The organism is Beggiatoa alba B18LD (assembly GCF_000245015.1).
Lineage (GTDB): Bacteria > Pseudomonadota > Gammaproteobacteria > Beggiatoales > Beggiatoaceae > Beggiatoa > Beggiatoa alba.
The window spans coordinates 1201461-1216682 of record NZ_JH600070.1; the positions used below are offsets into that span (position 1 = coordinate 1201461).

Sequence of the window (15222 nt, forward strand, 5' to 3'; positions counted from 1 at the left end):
TTATTAACAAGCAGGGTAGATTAAACACTTAAGCAGTGAGGCAGTTCTGTGAGTGAATCTACAATTTTGTCAGGATTTGCCATGCGAATATCTTGCCCATGGTTGTAGCCATAGCTGACACAGAGCACTTTAAATCCTGCTGCGCGGGCGGCGGTTACGTCGTTGATTGAGTCGCCAATAAATAGGCTGTCGGTTGGTAATACATTGAAGTATTTAGCCGCATGTAGTAGGGGTAAGGGGTCGGGTTTTTTGGCGGGTAGGGTGTCGCCACTGATGATAAGCGGGAAAAAGTCTTTAATGTCGAGTTGTTCTAGTAAGGGGATGGTGAATTGTTCGGGTTTGTTGGTGACACAGCCAAGATGAAAGTCTTGTTGTTGTAGCCAGATTAGTCCTTCAAGAACGCCGTCGTATAAACGGCTGAATTCGCCATTATTTTGTGCATAAGCAGCGACAAAGAGGGGAAAAGCTTTGTCGAATAATTCGGCATCGGGTTCGGCGTGAAAGTCGTCAGTTAGGGCGCGTTTAACAAGGCGTTCTGCGCCATTGCCTACCCAATGGCGGACTTTTTCTTCACCACAGAGGGGGAGTTCTAGTTCTGCCATCATGGCATCAATGGCGTTAGCGAGGTCGGGCATACTGTCAACCAGTGTGCCGTCTAAGTCGCATAAAACGAGTGCGGGTCGTTGCATCATTTTTTCACCTGTGCGAGTTCGGCGCGGAATTTGGCAAGGGTGGCGTTGTAGTCGGGGGTGTTAAAAATGGCTGAACCCGCGACAAAGGTGTCTGCCCCTGCTTCCGCAATTTGGCGAATGTTGTCTATTTTTACCCCGCCGTCAACTTCTAAACGGATGGGTAATCCACTGTCATCAATGATTTTTCTAGCTTCACGTAGTTTGTTAAGGGTACTGGGGATAAAGGATTGTCCACCAAATCCAGGGTTAACGGACATGAGTAGTATCATGTCAACTTTATCGAGGACATAGCGTAAGTAGTCTAAAGGGGTGGCAGGATTGAAGACTAAACCCGATTTACAGCCACAATCGCGGATAAGTTGTAACGAGCGGTCGATATGTTCGCTGGCTTCGGGGTGAAAAGTGATATAGGTCGCGCCTGCTTTGGCAAAGTCGGGAATGATGCGGTCAACGGGTTTAACCATCAGATGAACATCGATGGGGGCAGTAATCCCATGTTTTCGCAATGCTTCGCAAACAAGCGGGCCTATCGTGAGGTTGGGAACATAATGATTGTCCATTACGTCAAAGTGAACAATGTCTGCACCTGCGCTTAAGACGTTTTTAACTTCTTCCCCTAAACGTGCAAAGTCAGCGGATAAAATAGAGGGTGCAATAAAATAATCTGACATGGGTCTTCCGTCCTCAATATGTGGTCTTTTGTTATGATGTTGATAAGTTTTTTTTACCCTGATGAAGGCGTACATTCAGCACGCCTTCTAATGCTTGGTATTGTCAGAGTCGACTTATATCAAGGTTTAGGCGGTACAAATGTTTTTTTCAAACAGGCTGAGTGCGCGGGCAACTGCTTGATCCATGTTGTAGTATTGATAATCGGCTAAACGTCCCGCAAAAAGCACTTTGCCGTTAAGCTTTTGCGCTTCTTCTTCATATTTTTTATAAAGTTGGCGATATTCGTCTTTAGGGATTGGGTAGTAGGGAATATTTTCGCCCCGTATATAGGCTTGTGGATATTCTTCTATATAAGTTGTGCCGAAACAGCGTTGCCCTGTCAGGTGTTTAAATTCGGTCACGCGGGTGTAGTGGTATTCATTGGGGTAATTGACTGTTCCAACCGTTTGATAGTGTTCATCAGGATGATGAATAAAGTTAAACCGTAAGCTACGGTAGGGCAGTTCGCCGTGGATGTGTTGGAAATAGTCATCTATCGCACCTGTATAGATTAGGCGTTTGTATTTTACTTCGCCTTCAATTTCTGCTTGATTGGTGTTTAATAAAACTTTGATATTAGGATGGTTTAGCAAGTTACGGAATAGATTTGTATAACCATGTTTTGGTAGCCCTTGATACGTATCTTGAAAATAGCGGTCATCACGGCTGATATAAATTGGCACGCGGGCAGTGACGGAAGGCGCAAGTTCTTCGGGGGTAAGATTCCACTGTTTTAAGGTGTAGTGGTGGAAGACGTTTTGATAAATGTAGTCAGCTAAAAATTTTAAGTCAGGATTATTTGCCGATTCTCGAATTTTTAAAATAGGCACTTTGACGTTAAAGCCGTATTCATTTAGTAAGGCTTGTTCTAACTTTGCCGCGTAGTGGGGCGGAAAAAGCGCGTAAAGAGAGTTTAAATTAAAAGGAACAGGGACTTGTTTGCCATCAACCACGCCAAGCACATGATGATAATAACTCCGCCATTGGGTAAATTGTCCGAGATAGTCCCATACATGTTTTGCATTGGTATGAAAAATATGTGGTCCATATTGGTGCACTAATACGCCTTGTTCATCGTAATAGTCATAAGCATTACCGCCAACGTGATCACGTTGTTCAACAATTAACACTTTTTGTTTTAGCTGACTTGCAATGCGTTCTGCTAAAACTGCACCTGTAAAGCCTGCACCTACAATTAACCAATCAACTTGCATAGTAACCCCCATGAGTAATAAATTGGGGAAATGGTAACAGGTTTTTTAGGGAATGGTGAATGCAGGAATTTGCTCATTAAAAAACCCCATGTGCCTCATAGCAGATGGGGTTTTTTAGGTCGTTATCCCATTTAGTCGTGTTTAAACTTAAACACGGGCTAAATTAGAACTTGACACGAGCACCACCGTAAACAGTCAGGATATCTTCAGGATTGAATCCTGATGTTTCGAGCTCATGATTACGTACCCCGAAGTACACTTCGGTAGAAGCTTTTTCAATAGCTTGGACGAAACCAAAGCCATAGCTGGTGTATCTGTCGCCGCAGCTTAAGAGAACGTCGATATTATCAACGGCATCGTAACCCATGCAAGTTCTGTAGTCTTCAGTACGGTTATAAGAAATACCGAAGGAGGTTTTGCCAACGCCTGTTGCATCAATGGCATAACCTAACTTAGCAGACCAACTGAAAGGGTCGGTGTCTTCACGGCTATCGCCCAGTGTGTCAGAAATATCGCTGGGTAAATCTTTAATGGTATCAGTCAAGCTGTCATTGCTTAAACCACCGCCAGCAATCGTTAAGCTTAAACCTGATGGGCTATGCAGAACAGACAGAGAACCACTATATACGTGTTTGTATAATTGGTAGGCGTTGCCGTCTTCATCTTCATATAAATAGGCTTCGGAATCACCAACATTGCCGTAACCTAAGCCCATGACAACTTCAACAGGACCAAAAGCGCGTTGGAATTCGATACCTGCATCCCATTTAGCGGCAGTACCCGCAGCAAGGCTTAATGTAAAGCCACCAAAGCTGGGTGTATCGTAACGAACGCGGTCATCTTTATCTAAGCCGTCAAAATTACTATGCACATCAGCAATAGTGCCAATATAAGCTTTGGTATCTGCATCACGGAAAGAAAGACCAGCCCCAAAGTCAGCCCCGAAAGAATACATACCCGCTAAAGCGGTGTCGTTCAAGTCATATTCGGCTTTATCATCACTCGCCATAGAACCTTGACCAACGGTTAAACGACCTAAAGTATTACTTTCGACATAGAATTCTAAAGTCCGCTCGTTGAAGCCTTTACCGCCTAAAGAACTGGGTTGGTCGATATAAACTTCAGAACTGCTGTTAGAAATATATTCAACTTCGATATTAGTCCCAATCGTGACATCATCGCTCACCATGTGTTTACCTAAAATTTCAACACGGGAAGCATCAGTATCACCATCAACGAAGAATGTATCGGAATCAATCCCATCATCAGCATACATAACGGCACGATTAACATGACCTGATAATTGTAAGGAGTATTTAGGTTTAGCACCCATACTCATGCTGGGAGTTGATTCTAATGTATCTAAACGTTGTTGCAATTGTTGAATTTGGCGTTTCATATCCGCCGTATCATCAGCCATTGCAAAAGGAGCAAGTGCTACAAGTGCGCTAGCGCAACTCACTTGTAAGTGTTTGTTAAAGGACATGTCTATTATTCCTCACAAAGACAAAGGTTAATAAAAACTTCATTGACGATATTGAAGGTAATACTTTTGATATGCGTAGTCAATACAACACTGTGAGTATTTAATACAACAAATTCAAGTTGTGTGTTTTTTATTAGGAATGCACCACAATCGCACATCTATAGGTAGGAAATGCATTGTTTTGTAGAGAGCTAATCAGTCATAGCTAACTATGGGAACTGTATGATTAATACCACAATGATACATTCATTCATGGGGTTTATACAAAATTGATGCGTAATATCGCAGTGTATTATAAATCTAAATAAAATAAGAACGGTAGGTTCTCGCCGAACTTTAGGTTATCGAACATAAATAGGCTCAGTCTAAGGCTCTCCGTAAACAACAATATTGTCCTATCGATGCACTTTTTTTTATGCAATTCTATTTAATCTTTTTATGGTGCGTATATCTCTGCAATCTGAAAAAATTTACTGACAGACCGCAAAAGCGACAAATTTAATGATATATAGCGGATGGGGAGGGCTTTGTAATTTGTTAGGTGTTGGTGAGGGGATGGAGTTAAGTGTTATTGAGGTGAGAGGCATTATTAGCAAATATCTCTTCAATTTTTTTCTCTAAATTATCTAAATGTAAATAACTTACTTTTCCTTTTTTGTGTTCTTTTTCTTGAGCTATTTCTTTTTTAAGTTTGTTTAAAAAAACTTGTTCATCCTTTATAAAGCGCATTCCAAAATATTTATATCTTTCAACTAGTTCATTAGATACTAGCTCTCTTAACGCTGGTTTTAAATTTAACCAAGTCTCTAAGAACTTTTCTGCATTTAAATATTTAAGAACTGGCATATTATAGTTTTTATTATAAGGTTTTGATATTGGGCATAATATTTTTATAAATTCCTCTGTATTTTCCTTCATAATATCCAATGGATTCAATGTTTGAGCATATTGTTTAGCTTCTTTATCTCTAACTTTACTAATTTATTCTTTTAAATAATTAAACATTTCTGAAAACTCTTTAGTTTCTCTTGAGCAATATCCAAGCCCCCCCCAACTATCACATGAAAATTCATCATAATCACTGATTTCCTTAAGGGTTATTTCTACTTCAGAGAAATAATGCTTATACTCCTTTACAATCTCGTTTTCTGAAGATTGTGAGTATAAACCTCCTTTATGTAGCCTTAAAAAAATACAGTAAATATGAAGAATTACCTGTGGTTTTGTGTAAGTTTTATTTTTTAAATCATTTTTAACTTTCTCTAATATTATTGAAAACTCCTCATCTGTTAACTCATAAAAATGCCATAATTTTACCCATGCAGGTGTTTTAGAATCACTAAACTCACTCTGTTTCTCTAGTGTTTCAGAAATATCTTTTTTAGAAATAAACCCTTTTGTAAAAAATACGTTCCAAACCCTTGCAGAAAAGATTAAATTATAAATAGATATAAATGGATATTTTTTTTCTAATAGTGTTCTTCCTTCCTCTAGTTCTTTTATTAATACCTTTTCTAAATTTTCAAAAAAGACCATAGATAAAGAACCTTGTTTAATTTCAAAAGAGAGTGCTAAATAGATAGATAATAATTTCTTTAGAAAGGACGTATTTTCTAAAAAGAGGTTATCAGTTGTTTCAATATCTCCATATAATCGTTCAAATTCCCAGAGTGATTGTTTAATCAATCTCAAATTATCGTATTTTGATTGACGAAATACCTCTGTAATAACTTCTCTCGCTTGATTCTGAAAAAAATCTTTTAATTTTTCTTTTTTTATTTCTAATATAAAAGTATTAATAGCATCTTCTAATATTGGTTCTATGGTAAAAGAACGCCCGATTAACTTTTCCTTTATTCTTTTATAAGCATGTTGAACTTTATCGTCTGCCCCCGCCTTAATCTCTTCTTCATTTGCAATGATAATTGCTTTACATCCTTGATGCTCAACAAGGCTATTGATGTAGCCTAAAACAACATCTAATTGAATTTTGCACCGTTCTAAATCATCAAAAATAAGCGTATAGTTTTTAACATCGCCCAAAAACTCAATAATTTTAGGTAATTCTGAGTTGATAGACATATCTTTTTTGTCATCGCCACTAATATCAAGCTGTATAGAAGTCTTTATTAATCCCCGAAAAATAGCCCCTCCAAATTTTGCTGTTTTTGATGCAAGTAACGGGTGCAATTCTTTGAAAAAAATATCTGATATTTCAGAAATTTTACTTATTCCGTATAAACTAACGTATAAATATTTATTTGTTTTGTTTTCTTCTTTTTTCTTTTCTTCAATATATTTTTCAATAAACCATGTTTTACCACTTCCCCATTTTCCATTAAGCATTACAGCAAATTGTGGGTTATCTGATTCAATATAACTATTTAAATATTCTTTTATATAAAAATTTAGGTCATTTTCCATCATATCTATCCTCTTAAAATATTTATTAATTGGCTGGATACCAAATCAGCACCCAGCCAACCTGATAAACTACAGCAACAAATTCCTTTCATCGGCTAACAAATGACATAAGGTCGTTGTAAAGCGTGTAATGGATATACCGTCAAATAAATGGGCAATGATTTATCATTTTGTAAACAGATTTTATTACGAATTTAGATATGTCTAAAATCGCAACTTAAAAGGGTTTAAAATTATTAAGGTTTGCTCTATAACTTGCTGATGTTGCATATCTTCAGAGTAAAGCGCGTTACAACTTTTTTCTAAAGCGGTTGCAATGATCAAACTGTCATAATAGGAATAATGATAACGTTTAACCATTTCTAATGCTTGCATAATAGTTGTTGGTTGAACAACTGCGACCTGAAAAGTATCTACTAATTCAGTAAGCACATGACTAATATCATCACATTCTAATTTAAATTTCTTATAAAGCGTGTTGCTTAGTTCATTTAGTACTTGGGTACTAATCCAACGATTTTCTGTCGTTTGTATTTGCTCAATCACTAATTGTTGCTTTTCTGGTTCATCTACTGAATATAGATAAATTAACAGATTAGTATCAAAAAATACCTTATCGCTCATTAGCTTGTTCTCTATTAAATCTATAGCTTTTTGTTTTTATTGAGCAAGCTTCAAACTTTAGTGATTTAGATGATGTTGGTCTATTCTCAACTTCTAACAGAATAACTCGCACACTTTTTTCTTGCCATGATGTGTATTGAGTAGGAATTTTAACAATTCCGTCATGAATTTCAGTCTCAAATTCCAGCGCGTTCATTATTTAATCTCGTACATTAAAGAATTTAAAAAAGATAGATTAAAGAAATCATAGCACTAAAACCAATAAAGCATTTTGCCATATAACTTTAATATTTAATAAAAAGCAGTTTTTTGGTGGATATTTTTATTATATCCACCAAATTTCTAAACTACAGCAACAAATTCCTTTCATCCGCTAACAAATGACATAAGGTCGTTGTAAAGCGGGCGGCGGCTGCACCGTCTATGACGCGATGGTCATACGATAACGATAAGGGCAACATTAAGCGGGCAATGAATTCGCCATTTTGATAAACAGGTTTCATGGCAGATTTGGAAACGCCTAAAATTGCAACTTCAGGCGCGTTCACAATCGGTGTGAATGCTGTGCCACCAATGCCACCGAGTGAGGAAATGGTGAATGTCGCGCCTTGCATTTCGTTAGGGGTGAGTTTGCCATCACGGGCTTTTTTGCTTAATTCGCTTAAATCTGCCGCAATTTCAAATAATCCCTTTCTATCTGCATTTTTCACCACGGGCACAACTAGACCATTCGGCGTATCAACCGCTACACCAATGTGATAGTAGTGTTTGAGTATTAGGTTTTCTTTGCTGGGGTCTAAGGAGGCATTGAAATCAGGGTAGGTTTTTAGCACGTTGACGCACGCCTTGATTAAGAAGGCAAGGAATGTGACTTTAACCCCACGTTTTTCGCCTTCTGCACCCAAGCTTTTACGGAAGGCTTCTAAGTTGGTGATGTCGGCATCGTCAAATTGGGTGACTTGTGGGACGTTGAGCCATGCGCGGTGTAGGGCTGTCCCTGAAATTTTTTTGATACGACTGAGTGGACGGGTTTCAATTTCGCCGAATTTGCTGAAGTCAATCGCAGGGATTTCGGGGATGCCTGAGCCTGTTGCGGGGGCAGTTGCAGGGGCTGTCGTTTGTTGCACAATGACGGTTGGTGGTTGGTTTATCACGCCTTTGACGAAGGCTTGTATGTCTTCGTGCAGAATGCGTCCACCGCGTCCACTGCCTTGTACTTTGTGTAAATCAACGCCGAGTTCGCGGGCAAATTTGCGCACGGAGGGGCTGGCGTGACTTTTGTCAATGTCGGGAACGCTGACGGGGGTAACGGGTTTGTCAGGTGTGGCGGGCAGGGCGTGGGGGCGACGGGGGTCGCTGATGCCACTGCGTGCTACGGGCATGTCGGGAACAGCGGGAACGCTGACGACAGGCGGGCGGGGCATGTCGGATTGTGAGGCGATGGGGGCGGGAGCTGGTTCTGCAGTCGCGGTGGGGGTTTCTGCGCTTGTATTGGTTTCGATAATGAGGACGGCAGAGCCTTCAGAGACGCGGTCGCCGAGTTTGATTTTTAGTTCTTTAACAACCCCGCTATCAGAAGCAGGGACTTCCATCGTCGCTTTGTCGCTTTCTAGGGTGATAAGGGATTGTTCTTTGTGGATGGTATCGCCAATATTAACGAGTATTTCAATAACTTGTACGTCTTTAAAATCGCCGATATCGGGGACTAGAATATCTTTAAGTGCCATGTTTTTTTCCTCAAAAGTGGTAGGACGGCACTTGTTCCCGTTGTTTGGGAGCAAGTGCGGGTCTGGGGTTATACCGTCGTTGGGTTGGGTTTGTCGGGGTTGATGCCGTATTTTTGTATGGCTTCTGTAACCTTGCTGACGGGTATATCGCCCATGTCGGCGAGTCCTTTTAAGGCGGTGATGGCGACGTAGTAGCGGTCGACTTCGAAGAAGGCGCGGAGGGCGGTGCGTCGGTCGCTACGTCCAAAGCCGTCAGTGCCTAGTACGTAGTAGGGTTGGCTGATGAAGGGGCGGAGTTGGTCGCCGAAGAGTTTCATGTAGTCGGTGGCGATAACAACAGGGCCTGCACGTCCTTCTAGGCATTGGCTGATGTAGGCTTGTTTGGGTTTTTGTTCAGGGTGGAGGTTGTTCCAGCGTTGTACATCTAAGCCGTCACGACGGAGTTCGGTGACGCTGGGGACGCTCCAGATATCAGCGTGTATGCCGAAGTCTTGGGCGAGGAGTTCTGCGCCTGCGATGACTTCACGCAGGATTGAGCCACATCCGAGCAGTTGGACTTTTTTCGTGCCTTTTTTCTTAACGTCGCTTTCTTTGAGTAGGTACATGCCTTTGAGGATGCCAGTGGTGTCGAGGTTGGCAGGCATGGCAGGTTGTGGGTAGTTTTCGTTTAAGGTGGTGATGTAGTAGAAAATGTTTTCTTGGTCTTTGTACATGCGCCGTAAACCGTCTTGGACGATAACGGCGAGTTCATAGCCATAAGTAGGGTCGTAGGTGACGCAGTTGGGGATGGTTTCCGCCATCAGGTGACTGTGTCCGTCTTGGTGTTGTAAGCCTTCGCCTGCAAGGGTGGTGCGTCCTGATGTACCGCCAATGAGGAAGCCACGGGCTTGGATGTCGCCCGCTGCCCATGCGAGGTCGCCAATGCGTTGGAAGCCGAACATGGAGTAGAAGATATAGAAGGGTATCATGTTGATGCCATGATTACTGTAGGCAGTGCCTGCGGCTATCCATGAGGAGAACGCGCCTGCTTCGTTGATACCTTCTTGTAGAATTTGCCCTTGTTTATCTTCTCGATAAAACATGATTTGGTCGGCATCTTGGGGGCTGTATTTTTGCCCTTCGGAGGAGTAAATGCCGAGTTGGCGGAACATGCCTTCCATGCCGAATGTACGCGATTCGTCGGGGACGATAGGCACAATGTATTTACCCAGATTTTTATCGCGGGTGAGGATGGTAAGGAGGCGGACAAATGCCATGGTTGTGGATTGTTCGCGCTCGCCACTGCCTTGTAAGACGCTTTCAAAGGCGTTGAGTTCTGGCACTTCGAGCGGGGTTGCGTTGCGTCGACGGGCGGGGAGATAACCGCCAAGGGCTTCGCGTCGGGCTTTGAGGTATTGCATTTCGGGACTGTCTTCGGCGGGGCGATAGAACGGCGCGTCAGCAATTTTGTCGTCAGGAATGGGAATATTGAAACGGTCACGGAATTCTTTCAGCTCTTCCGTACCCATTTTTTTCTGTTGGTGGGTGATATTTTGGGCTTCGCCTGCACCGCCCATGCCGTAGCCTTTAATGGTTTTGGCAAGAATAACGGTGGGTTGTCCCGTGTGTTTGGTCGCGGCTGCATAAGCGGCATAGACTTTGTGCGGGTCGTGACCACCGCGATTGAGTCGCCATATATCGTCATCGCTCATATTAGCAACCATTTCTTTGAGTTTTGGATACTTACCGAAGAAATGTTCGCGGGTATAAGCACCGCCTTTGGCTTTGTAATTCTGATATTCGCCGTCGACGGTTTCTTCCATCAATTTGACGAGTAAACCATCGGTGTCCATTGCAAAAAGTGGGTCCCAATAAGACCCCCAAATGACTTTAATGACGTTCCAACCTGAGCCACGGAAATCTGCTTCTAACTCTTGAATAATTTTGCCGTTACCGCGTACAGGGCCATCTAAGCGTTGTAAGTTACAATTGACGACAAAAACGAGGTTGTCGAGTTTTTCCCGTCCTGCAAGAGAAATCGCGCCTAAAGATTCAGGCTCGTCCATTTCGCCATCGCCCATGAATGCCCAGACTTTGCGCCCTTCATTATTGCTTAAGCCACGGTCATGCAGGTATTTCATAAAGCGGGCTTGATAAATCGCCATTAAGGGACTTAAGCCCATAGAAACAGTGGGAAATTGCCAAAAATCAGGCATGAGCCAAGGGTGTGGATAAGAGGATAAACCATGCTCGGAAGTGATTTCTTGACGGAAGGCTTCCAGATTTTCTTCAGTTAAACGTCCTTCTAAAAAGGCGCGAGCATAAACACCGGGCGCGGTGTGTCCTTGAATATAAACTAAATCGCCACCGTGTTGACTGGATGGGGCGTGAAAGAAATGATTAAAACCAACATCGTACAAAGTCGCGGAAGATGCAAAGCTGGCGATATGTCCGCCTAATTCTGTTGTTTTGCGATTAGCACGAACGACCATTGCTAGGGCGTTCCAGCGAATCAGAGAGCGGATATTCCACTCTAGGGCTGCATCACCCGGACTGTGTTCCTCCAAATGGCGGGGAATGGTATTGACATATGCGGTATTGGCACTGAAAGGTAAATAAGTACCAGAACGGCGGGCTTTTTCGATTAAAGATTCGAGTAAAAAGTGCGTGCGCTCAGAACCTTCACGCGCTAATACAGCCTCTAACGCATCTAACCATTCTTGTGTTTCTTGTGGGTCTATGTCGTGGTACTCTGCCATAACAAGTCCTTCCTTAATTATTTGGATAATAAAATAAACTCATCGCTGGTATGTAATACACAGGGTGAGGGATAGGGGGGATACACACCTTTTGAGTGGCTTAATCCCCGATTTCCTAACCTTGCCTAAAGGCGGAAATAAGGCTCTGTATTAGTAGAAAAACAAAGGGATGTAGGATTGTTTTATGTCACTAATACGGAAAAACGGCAATGTAGCGTGTGAATTCCTTTGGTGTTTTGCGGGATTCATGATTGCTATGGACATCAGTAGATGTCTTATTATTCATTTATTATACGGTGTCTTGGGTAAGAACAGAATAAACTAGCGGAGATTGTTACGTAGAAAAGACAATAAAGACATTGGTAAAATAACCTGAGTACGGCGAGATTCTTTTAAAAAGACAAGAGATTGTCTGAATCAGAATTTTCAGAATTAACAGAATTAATAGAATTTAAACCCCCTTAAACCAAGAAATTAACGCGAATCACGTTTTTTAATTCTGAAAATTCTGTGAATTCTGATTCAGACAAAAAAAGACCTGCTAGGTTTTCAAAACCTAGCAGGTCTGTTGGAACACGCGAAAAGGTTTGACGGACTGGCAGAGATTATTCTCTTGTTTTTCATTAAGATTCACCAGACAAGATTAAAACATTGTCTGAATCAGGATTTTCAGAATTAACAGAATTAGCGGAATTTAAAACCCTTAAACCAAAAAGTAAGATGAATCATGCTTTTTAATTCTGCTAATTCTGAAAATTTTGTGAATTCTGATTCAGACAAGCCATTGTTTTTTAACAGAAAATCGCCGAACTTATTAAGTTTAAAACGCGAAATTATCGCGTCTCAACTTAACACTAAACCTCTATCGATTTAAACGACAGATAAGCATCCGCAAGCCACACTTTTACACGACGTTGTTCGACAAATCCTAAACCATTTTCTTTTAAATGAATGGCATTCCAAAAACTGGCATTGGCTTTGTCAATTTTTTGCATGGTGCTGCTTTGTAAAGCCCGCAATTCCATCAAGGTCGCGCCGAGCATTAACATCCGCTGTTTGATGGGAGACGCATTAAAAATATCAAAGGGTTGCCCACGTCCATGATTTAATACCACAACATAATTGACACTATCGCCAAATTTGTCCAACAACTCTTCCAATAAAATCACAGAATCCTTGCTACCATCCATCACATGCCAAAAAGTCAGCTTAATTTCCTGCTCTTTGCATAATTCCAACAATTCACTGTCTTCTATCCAACGGCATAATGGGTGAATCGTTTGTGCGGCTAAATCAACCAGAATACGACTATCTTCTTGATTTAACATATCCTCAATCAATTCATCTAATTGAGAATATTCGTCAACGCTCATCGGTGAGGCATAATCTGCATAAAAACGGCTAAATGTGCCATGTGAGCGGTCGCTATCGTGCCCAATAAACGATAAATCATTATCAATACAATACTGTGCTAACAGTCTGGCAACGACGGATTTACCCACACCGCCTTTTTCTCCACCAATAAAATGGATATTTTTCATACAATCCTCTGTTAAGTTGTGATGCGTTCAGAAGCTGATAAATAGCGATGTTACCGTTTTTGCTTATTTATATCAGGAAGTAATTAGTCATAAATGTTATTTAGTCCCTTAAATATTGTAGGGAAAAAGTATGACAAAACACGATAAGGCTAATAAGGTTAGGATGCAAACAATCGTTTGCGCTTAAGGGCCTTAAATAGACTTAACAATTTAGAAAATAAATCATTAATGTCATAATCAAGCGTACTTTATTATTTTTCCAATGCTTCAATCAACAACACAAAAAGGGGGGTTATTCAATGGAACGCCAACTTGTTAAATCTTCTGCTATCCATTCCGTTGGATATGATATCAACACCGAAATTTTAGAAGTTGAACTGCATGATGGTAGCCTTTACGAATACTATAAAGTTTCTAAAAGAGTTTATGACGACTTAATGCGAGCGTCTTCTAAAGGTGAGTTCTTTAACGAATATATTCGTAATAGTTACATCAATAAAAAATTGTAATTTTTTCCATAAAAAACGGATAGTTATTAGCTTGCAACTATCCGTTTTAAATCCTGTTTAACCGCTGTTAAACATCAGTTCACACTACTGACTAACCGCCCATCAATCACAGTATGTACGACTTTGCCTAAAAATGACCAGCCCAAAAAGGGTGAGTTGCGCCCAATACTGTGCATCGTATCAAGCGTTAAAGTCCATTCTAATTGAGGATTAATTACACAAATATCAGCAGGTTGATTGACTGTTAAAGTCCCCGCAGTAATCCCTAAAATGCGTGCAGGCTGTACCGTCACCCAATTCAGCATTGTTAAATAATCGACTTCTAAATCGCGGGCAAGTTGTAAACATAGGGGCAATAAACTGTCTAAACTGGAAATCCCTGCCGCTGTTGACACAAATGGTGATAATTTCGCATCAGCTTCATGGGGTTGATGGTCAGAACAAATCGCTTGAATTGCACCATTCAGTAAGCCTTGACGCAAGCCTATTTTATCGCGCTCAGAACGTAAAGGCGGATGTACATGACACTGGCTATTATATTCGCCAATATCCAAATCAGTTAAAAATAAATGATGTGCGCTCACATCAGCGGTAACGCTTAAACCACGCTCCCGCGCTTCGGCAATCATCGCTACCGCTCGCGCACTGGTTAAACGACAAAAATGTGCTTTAACCCCTGTTAATTCAATTAATAATAAACAGCGTGCAACATCAATAATTTCCGCTTCTTCAGGAATACCTGCCAACCCCAAACGGACACTATACGCACCTTCGTGCATACATCCTGCACGTCCTAACCATGCATCTTGAGCTTGTAAAAAAATCGTCATGTCATGCGTTGCTGCGTATTCCATGGCATGACGTAATACTTCTGTATTTTCGACGGGTAATGATGCATTACTAACCCCAATACACCCCGCTTCTTTTAAATCCCCCATGCTTGCCAAATGTTGCCCTGCTAAACTCTGCGTTAAAGCGGCTAACGGCAATACTTTTGCCATGCCAGCTTCCTCCGCACGTTTTTGCAACAATTCAGCAACCGCAGGCGTATCAATGACGGGATTTGTATCAGGTGGACAACATAATGTTGTAATCCCATTACATGCAGCCGCACGGGTTTCACTAATAATTGTCCCTTTATGCTCCGCACCGGGTTCGCGCAATCGCACGCTTAAATCTACCAAACCAGGGCAAACTAAATGTTGGCTAACATCTAGCTCCCAATCCGCAGAAAAATAAGCGGGTGCGTCACCAATTGCTACAATTTTCCCCTCAGCAATATGTACATCGGTGATTTGGTCGAGCTGTGTTGCGGGGTCAAGAACACGTCCCCCTTTAAGACTGAATTTTGCTGTCATATAAATTTATCCCTCACCTGAATCATCCGCCTATTTTAACAGTTTTTTCACAGACAACAGTGAGAGAGCGGATGCAAGATGATAAAACCATAAGGACAACATACCATAACCTGAGTTCGGCGAGATTTTTTAAAAAGACAAGCATTTGTCTGAATCAGGATTTTCAGAATTCACAGAATTTAAAACCCTTAAACCAAG

At 41.3% G+C, this 15222-nt stretch carries 13 protein-coding genes; 1 reads left to right on the top strand and 12 read right to left on the bottom strand.

Going from position 1 to position 15222, the window contains the following annotated elements; translation table 11 throughout:
• Positions 1–20 precede the first annotated feature (20 nt).
• The 11 genes from BEGALDRAFT_RS04825 to BEGALDRAFT_RS04875 form a co-directional block, all read right to left on the bottom strand.
• Entirely contained in the window at positions 21–692 is a 672-nt protein-coding gene (locus BEGALDRAFT_RS04825; protein WP_002684225.1) for a phosphoglycolate phosphatase, read from the bottom strand.
• Entirely contained in the window at positions 689–1363 is a 675-nt protein-coding gene (rpe, locus tag BEGALDRAFT_RS04830) for a ribulose-phosphate 3-epimerase (protein WP_002684226.1), read from the bottom strand. The genes BEGALDRAFT_RS04825 and rpe overlap by 4 nt, the downstream gene beginning before the upstream one ends.
• 126 nt (positions 1364–1489) lie before the next feature.
• Complete coding sequence (glf, locus tag BEGALDRAFT_RS04835) at positions 1490–2617, bottom strand: UDP-galactopyranose mutase (protein WP_040294870.1); 1128 nt, start codon at positions 2615–2617, stop codon at positions 1490–1492.
• A 163-nt stretch (positions 2618–2780) separates the two neighbouring features.
• Positions 2781–4103: a hypothetical protein gene (locus tag BEGALDRAFT_RS04840; RefSeq protein ID WP_002684236.1), complete on the bottom strand. Its 1323-nt coding sequence runs from the start codon at positions 4101–4103 to the stop codon at positions 2781–2783.
• A 561-nt stretch (positions 4104–4664) separates the two neighbouring features.
• A complete protein-coding gene (locus tag BEGALDRAFT_RS04845) occupies positions 4665–5021 on the bottom strand; it encodes a hypothetical protein (RefSeq protein WP_040294871.1) in 357 nt (118 codons plus the stop codon).
• Between the two features lie 63 nt (positions 5022–5084).
• Positions 5085–6530 carry a KAP family P-loop domain protein gene (locus BEGALDRAFT_RS04850; protein WP_002684241.1) on the bottom strand — a complete coding sequence of 482 codons (1446 nt, stop codon included), beginning with the start codon at positions 6528–6530 and terminating at the stop codon, positions 5085–5087.
• Positions 6531–6731: 201 nt separating this feature from the next.
• Positions 6732–7151 carry a PIN domain-containing protein gene (locus BEGALDRAFT_RS04855; protein ID WP_002684243.1) on the bottom strand — a complete coding sequence of 140 codons (420 nt, stop codon included), beginning with the start codon at positions 7149–7151 and terminating at the stop codon, positions 6732–6734.
• On the bottom strand, positions 7141–7347 hold the full coding sequence (locus BEGALDRAFT_RS04860) for a hypothetical protein (RefSeq protein ID WP_002684244.1): 207 nt from the start codon (positions 7345–7347) through the stop codon (positions 7141–7143). The genes BEGALDRAFT_RS04855 and BEGALDRAFT_RS04860 overlap by 11 nt, the downstream gene beginning before the upstream one ends.
• Before the next feature lie 151 nt (positions 7348–7498).
• Positions 7499–8878: a dihydrolipoyllysine-residue acetyltransferase gene (gene aceF, locus BEGALDRAFT_RS04865; protein WP_002684245.1), complete on the bottom strand. Its 1380-nt coding sequence runs from the start codon at positions 8876–8878 to the stop codon at positions 7499–7501.
• 68 nt (positions 8879–8946) lie between these two features.
• Positions 8947–11616 carry a pyruvate dehydrogenase (acetyl-transferring), homodimeric type gene (gene aceE, locus BEGALDRAFT_RS04870; RefSeq protein ID WP_002684246.1) on the bottom strand — a complete coding sequence of 890 codons (2670 nt, stop codon included), beginning with the start codon at positions 11614–11616 and terminating at the stop codon, positions 8947–8949.
• A gap of 854 nt (positions 11617–12470) precedes the next feature.
• The gene (locus tag BEGALDRAFT_RS04875) at positions 12471–13157 is read right to left on the bottom strand and encodes a P-loop NTPase family protein (RefSeq protein WP_002684247.1); all 687 of its coding nucleotides are present in this window, start codon (positions 13155–13157) and stop codon (positions 12471–12473) included.
• Positions 13158–13456: 299 nt separating this feature from the next.
• Here BEGALDRAFT_RS04875 and BEGALDRAFT_RS04880 point away from each other — a divergent pair, with 299 nt between their 5' ends.
• On the top strand, positions 13457–13666 hold the full coding sequence (locus BEGALDRAFT_RS04880; RefSeq protein ID WP_002684248.1) for a KTSC domain-containing protein: 210 nt from the start codon (positions 13457–13459) through the stop codon (positions 13664–13666).
• A gap of 74 nt (positions 13667–13740) precedes the next feature.
• On the opposite strand, the gene BEGALDRAFT_RS04885 is transcribed toward BEGALDRAFT_RS04880, so the two are convergent.
• Positions 13741–15024, bottom strand: a complete 1284-nt coding sequence (locus tag BEGALDRAFT_RS04885; protein WP_002684249.1) for a dihydroorotase — start codon at positions 15022–15024, stop codon at positions 13741–13743.
• Positions 15025–15222 lie beyond the last annotated feature (198 nt).

Excerpts from the sequence above, each read along its gene's own strand:
- BEGALDRAFT_RS04825 (WP_002684225.1), bottom strand. The coding sequence starts at position 692 with ATGATGCAACGACCCGCACTCGTTTTATGCGACTTAGACGGCACACTG.
- rpe (WP_002684226.1), bottom strand. The coding sequence starts at position 1,363 with ATGTCAGATTATTTTATTGCACCCTCTATTTTATCCGCTGACTTTGCA.
- glf (WP_040294870.1), bottom strand. The coding sequence starts at position 2,617 with ATGCAAGTTGATTGGTTAATTGTAGGTGCAGGCTTTACAGGTGCAGTT.
- BEGALDRAFT_RS04840 (WP_002684236.1), bottom strand. The coding sequence starts at position 4,103 with ATGTCCTTTAACAAACACTTACAAGTGAGTTGCGCTAGCGCACTTGTA.
- BEGALDRAFT_RS04845 (WP_040294871.1), bottom strand. The coding sequence starts at position 5,021 with ATGAAGGAAAATACAGAGGAATTTATAAAAATATTATGCCCAATATCA.
- BEGALDRAFT_RS04850 (WP_002684241.1), bottom strand. The coding sequence starts at position 6,530 with ATGATGGAAAATGACCTAAATTTTTATATAAAAGAATATTTAAATAGT.
- BEGALDRAFT_RS04855 (WP_002684243.1), bottom strand. The coding sequence starts at position 7,151 with ATGAGCGATAAGGTATTTTTTGATACTAATCTGTTAATTTATCTATAT.
- BEGALDRAFT_RS04860 (WP_002684244.1), bottom strand. The coding sequence starts at position 7,347 with ATGAACGCGCTGGAATTTGAGACTGAAATTCATGACGGAATTGTTAAA.
- aceF (WP_002684245.1), bottom strand. The coding sequence starts at position 8,878 with ATGGCACTTAAAGATATTCTAGTCCCCGATATCGGCGATTTTAAAGAC.
- aceE (WP_002684246.1), bottom strand. The coding sequence starts at position 11,616 with ATGGCAGAGTACCACGACATAGACCCACAAGAAACACAAGAATGGTTA.
- BEGALDRAFT_RS04875 (WP_002684247.1), bottom strand. The coding sequence starts at position 13,157 with ATGAAAAATATCCATTTTATTGGTGGAGAAAAAGGCGGTGTGGGTAAA.
- BEGALDRAFT_RS04880 (WP_002684248.1), top strand. The coding sequence starts at position 13,457 with ATGGAACGCCAACTTGTTAAATCTTCTGCTATCCATTCCGTTGGATAT.
- BEGALDRAFT_RS04885 (WP_002684249.1), bottom strand. The coding sequence starts at position 15,024 with ATGACAGCAAAATTCAGTCTTAAAGGGGGACGTGTTCTTGACCCCGCA.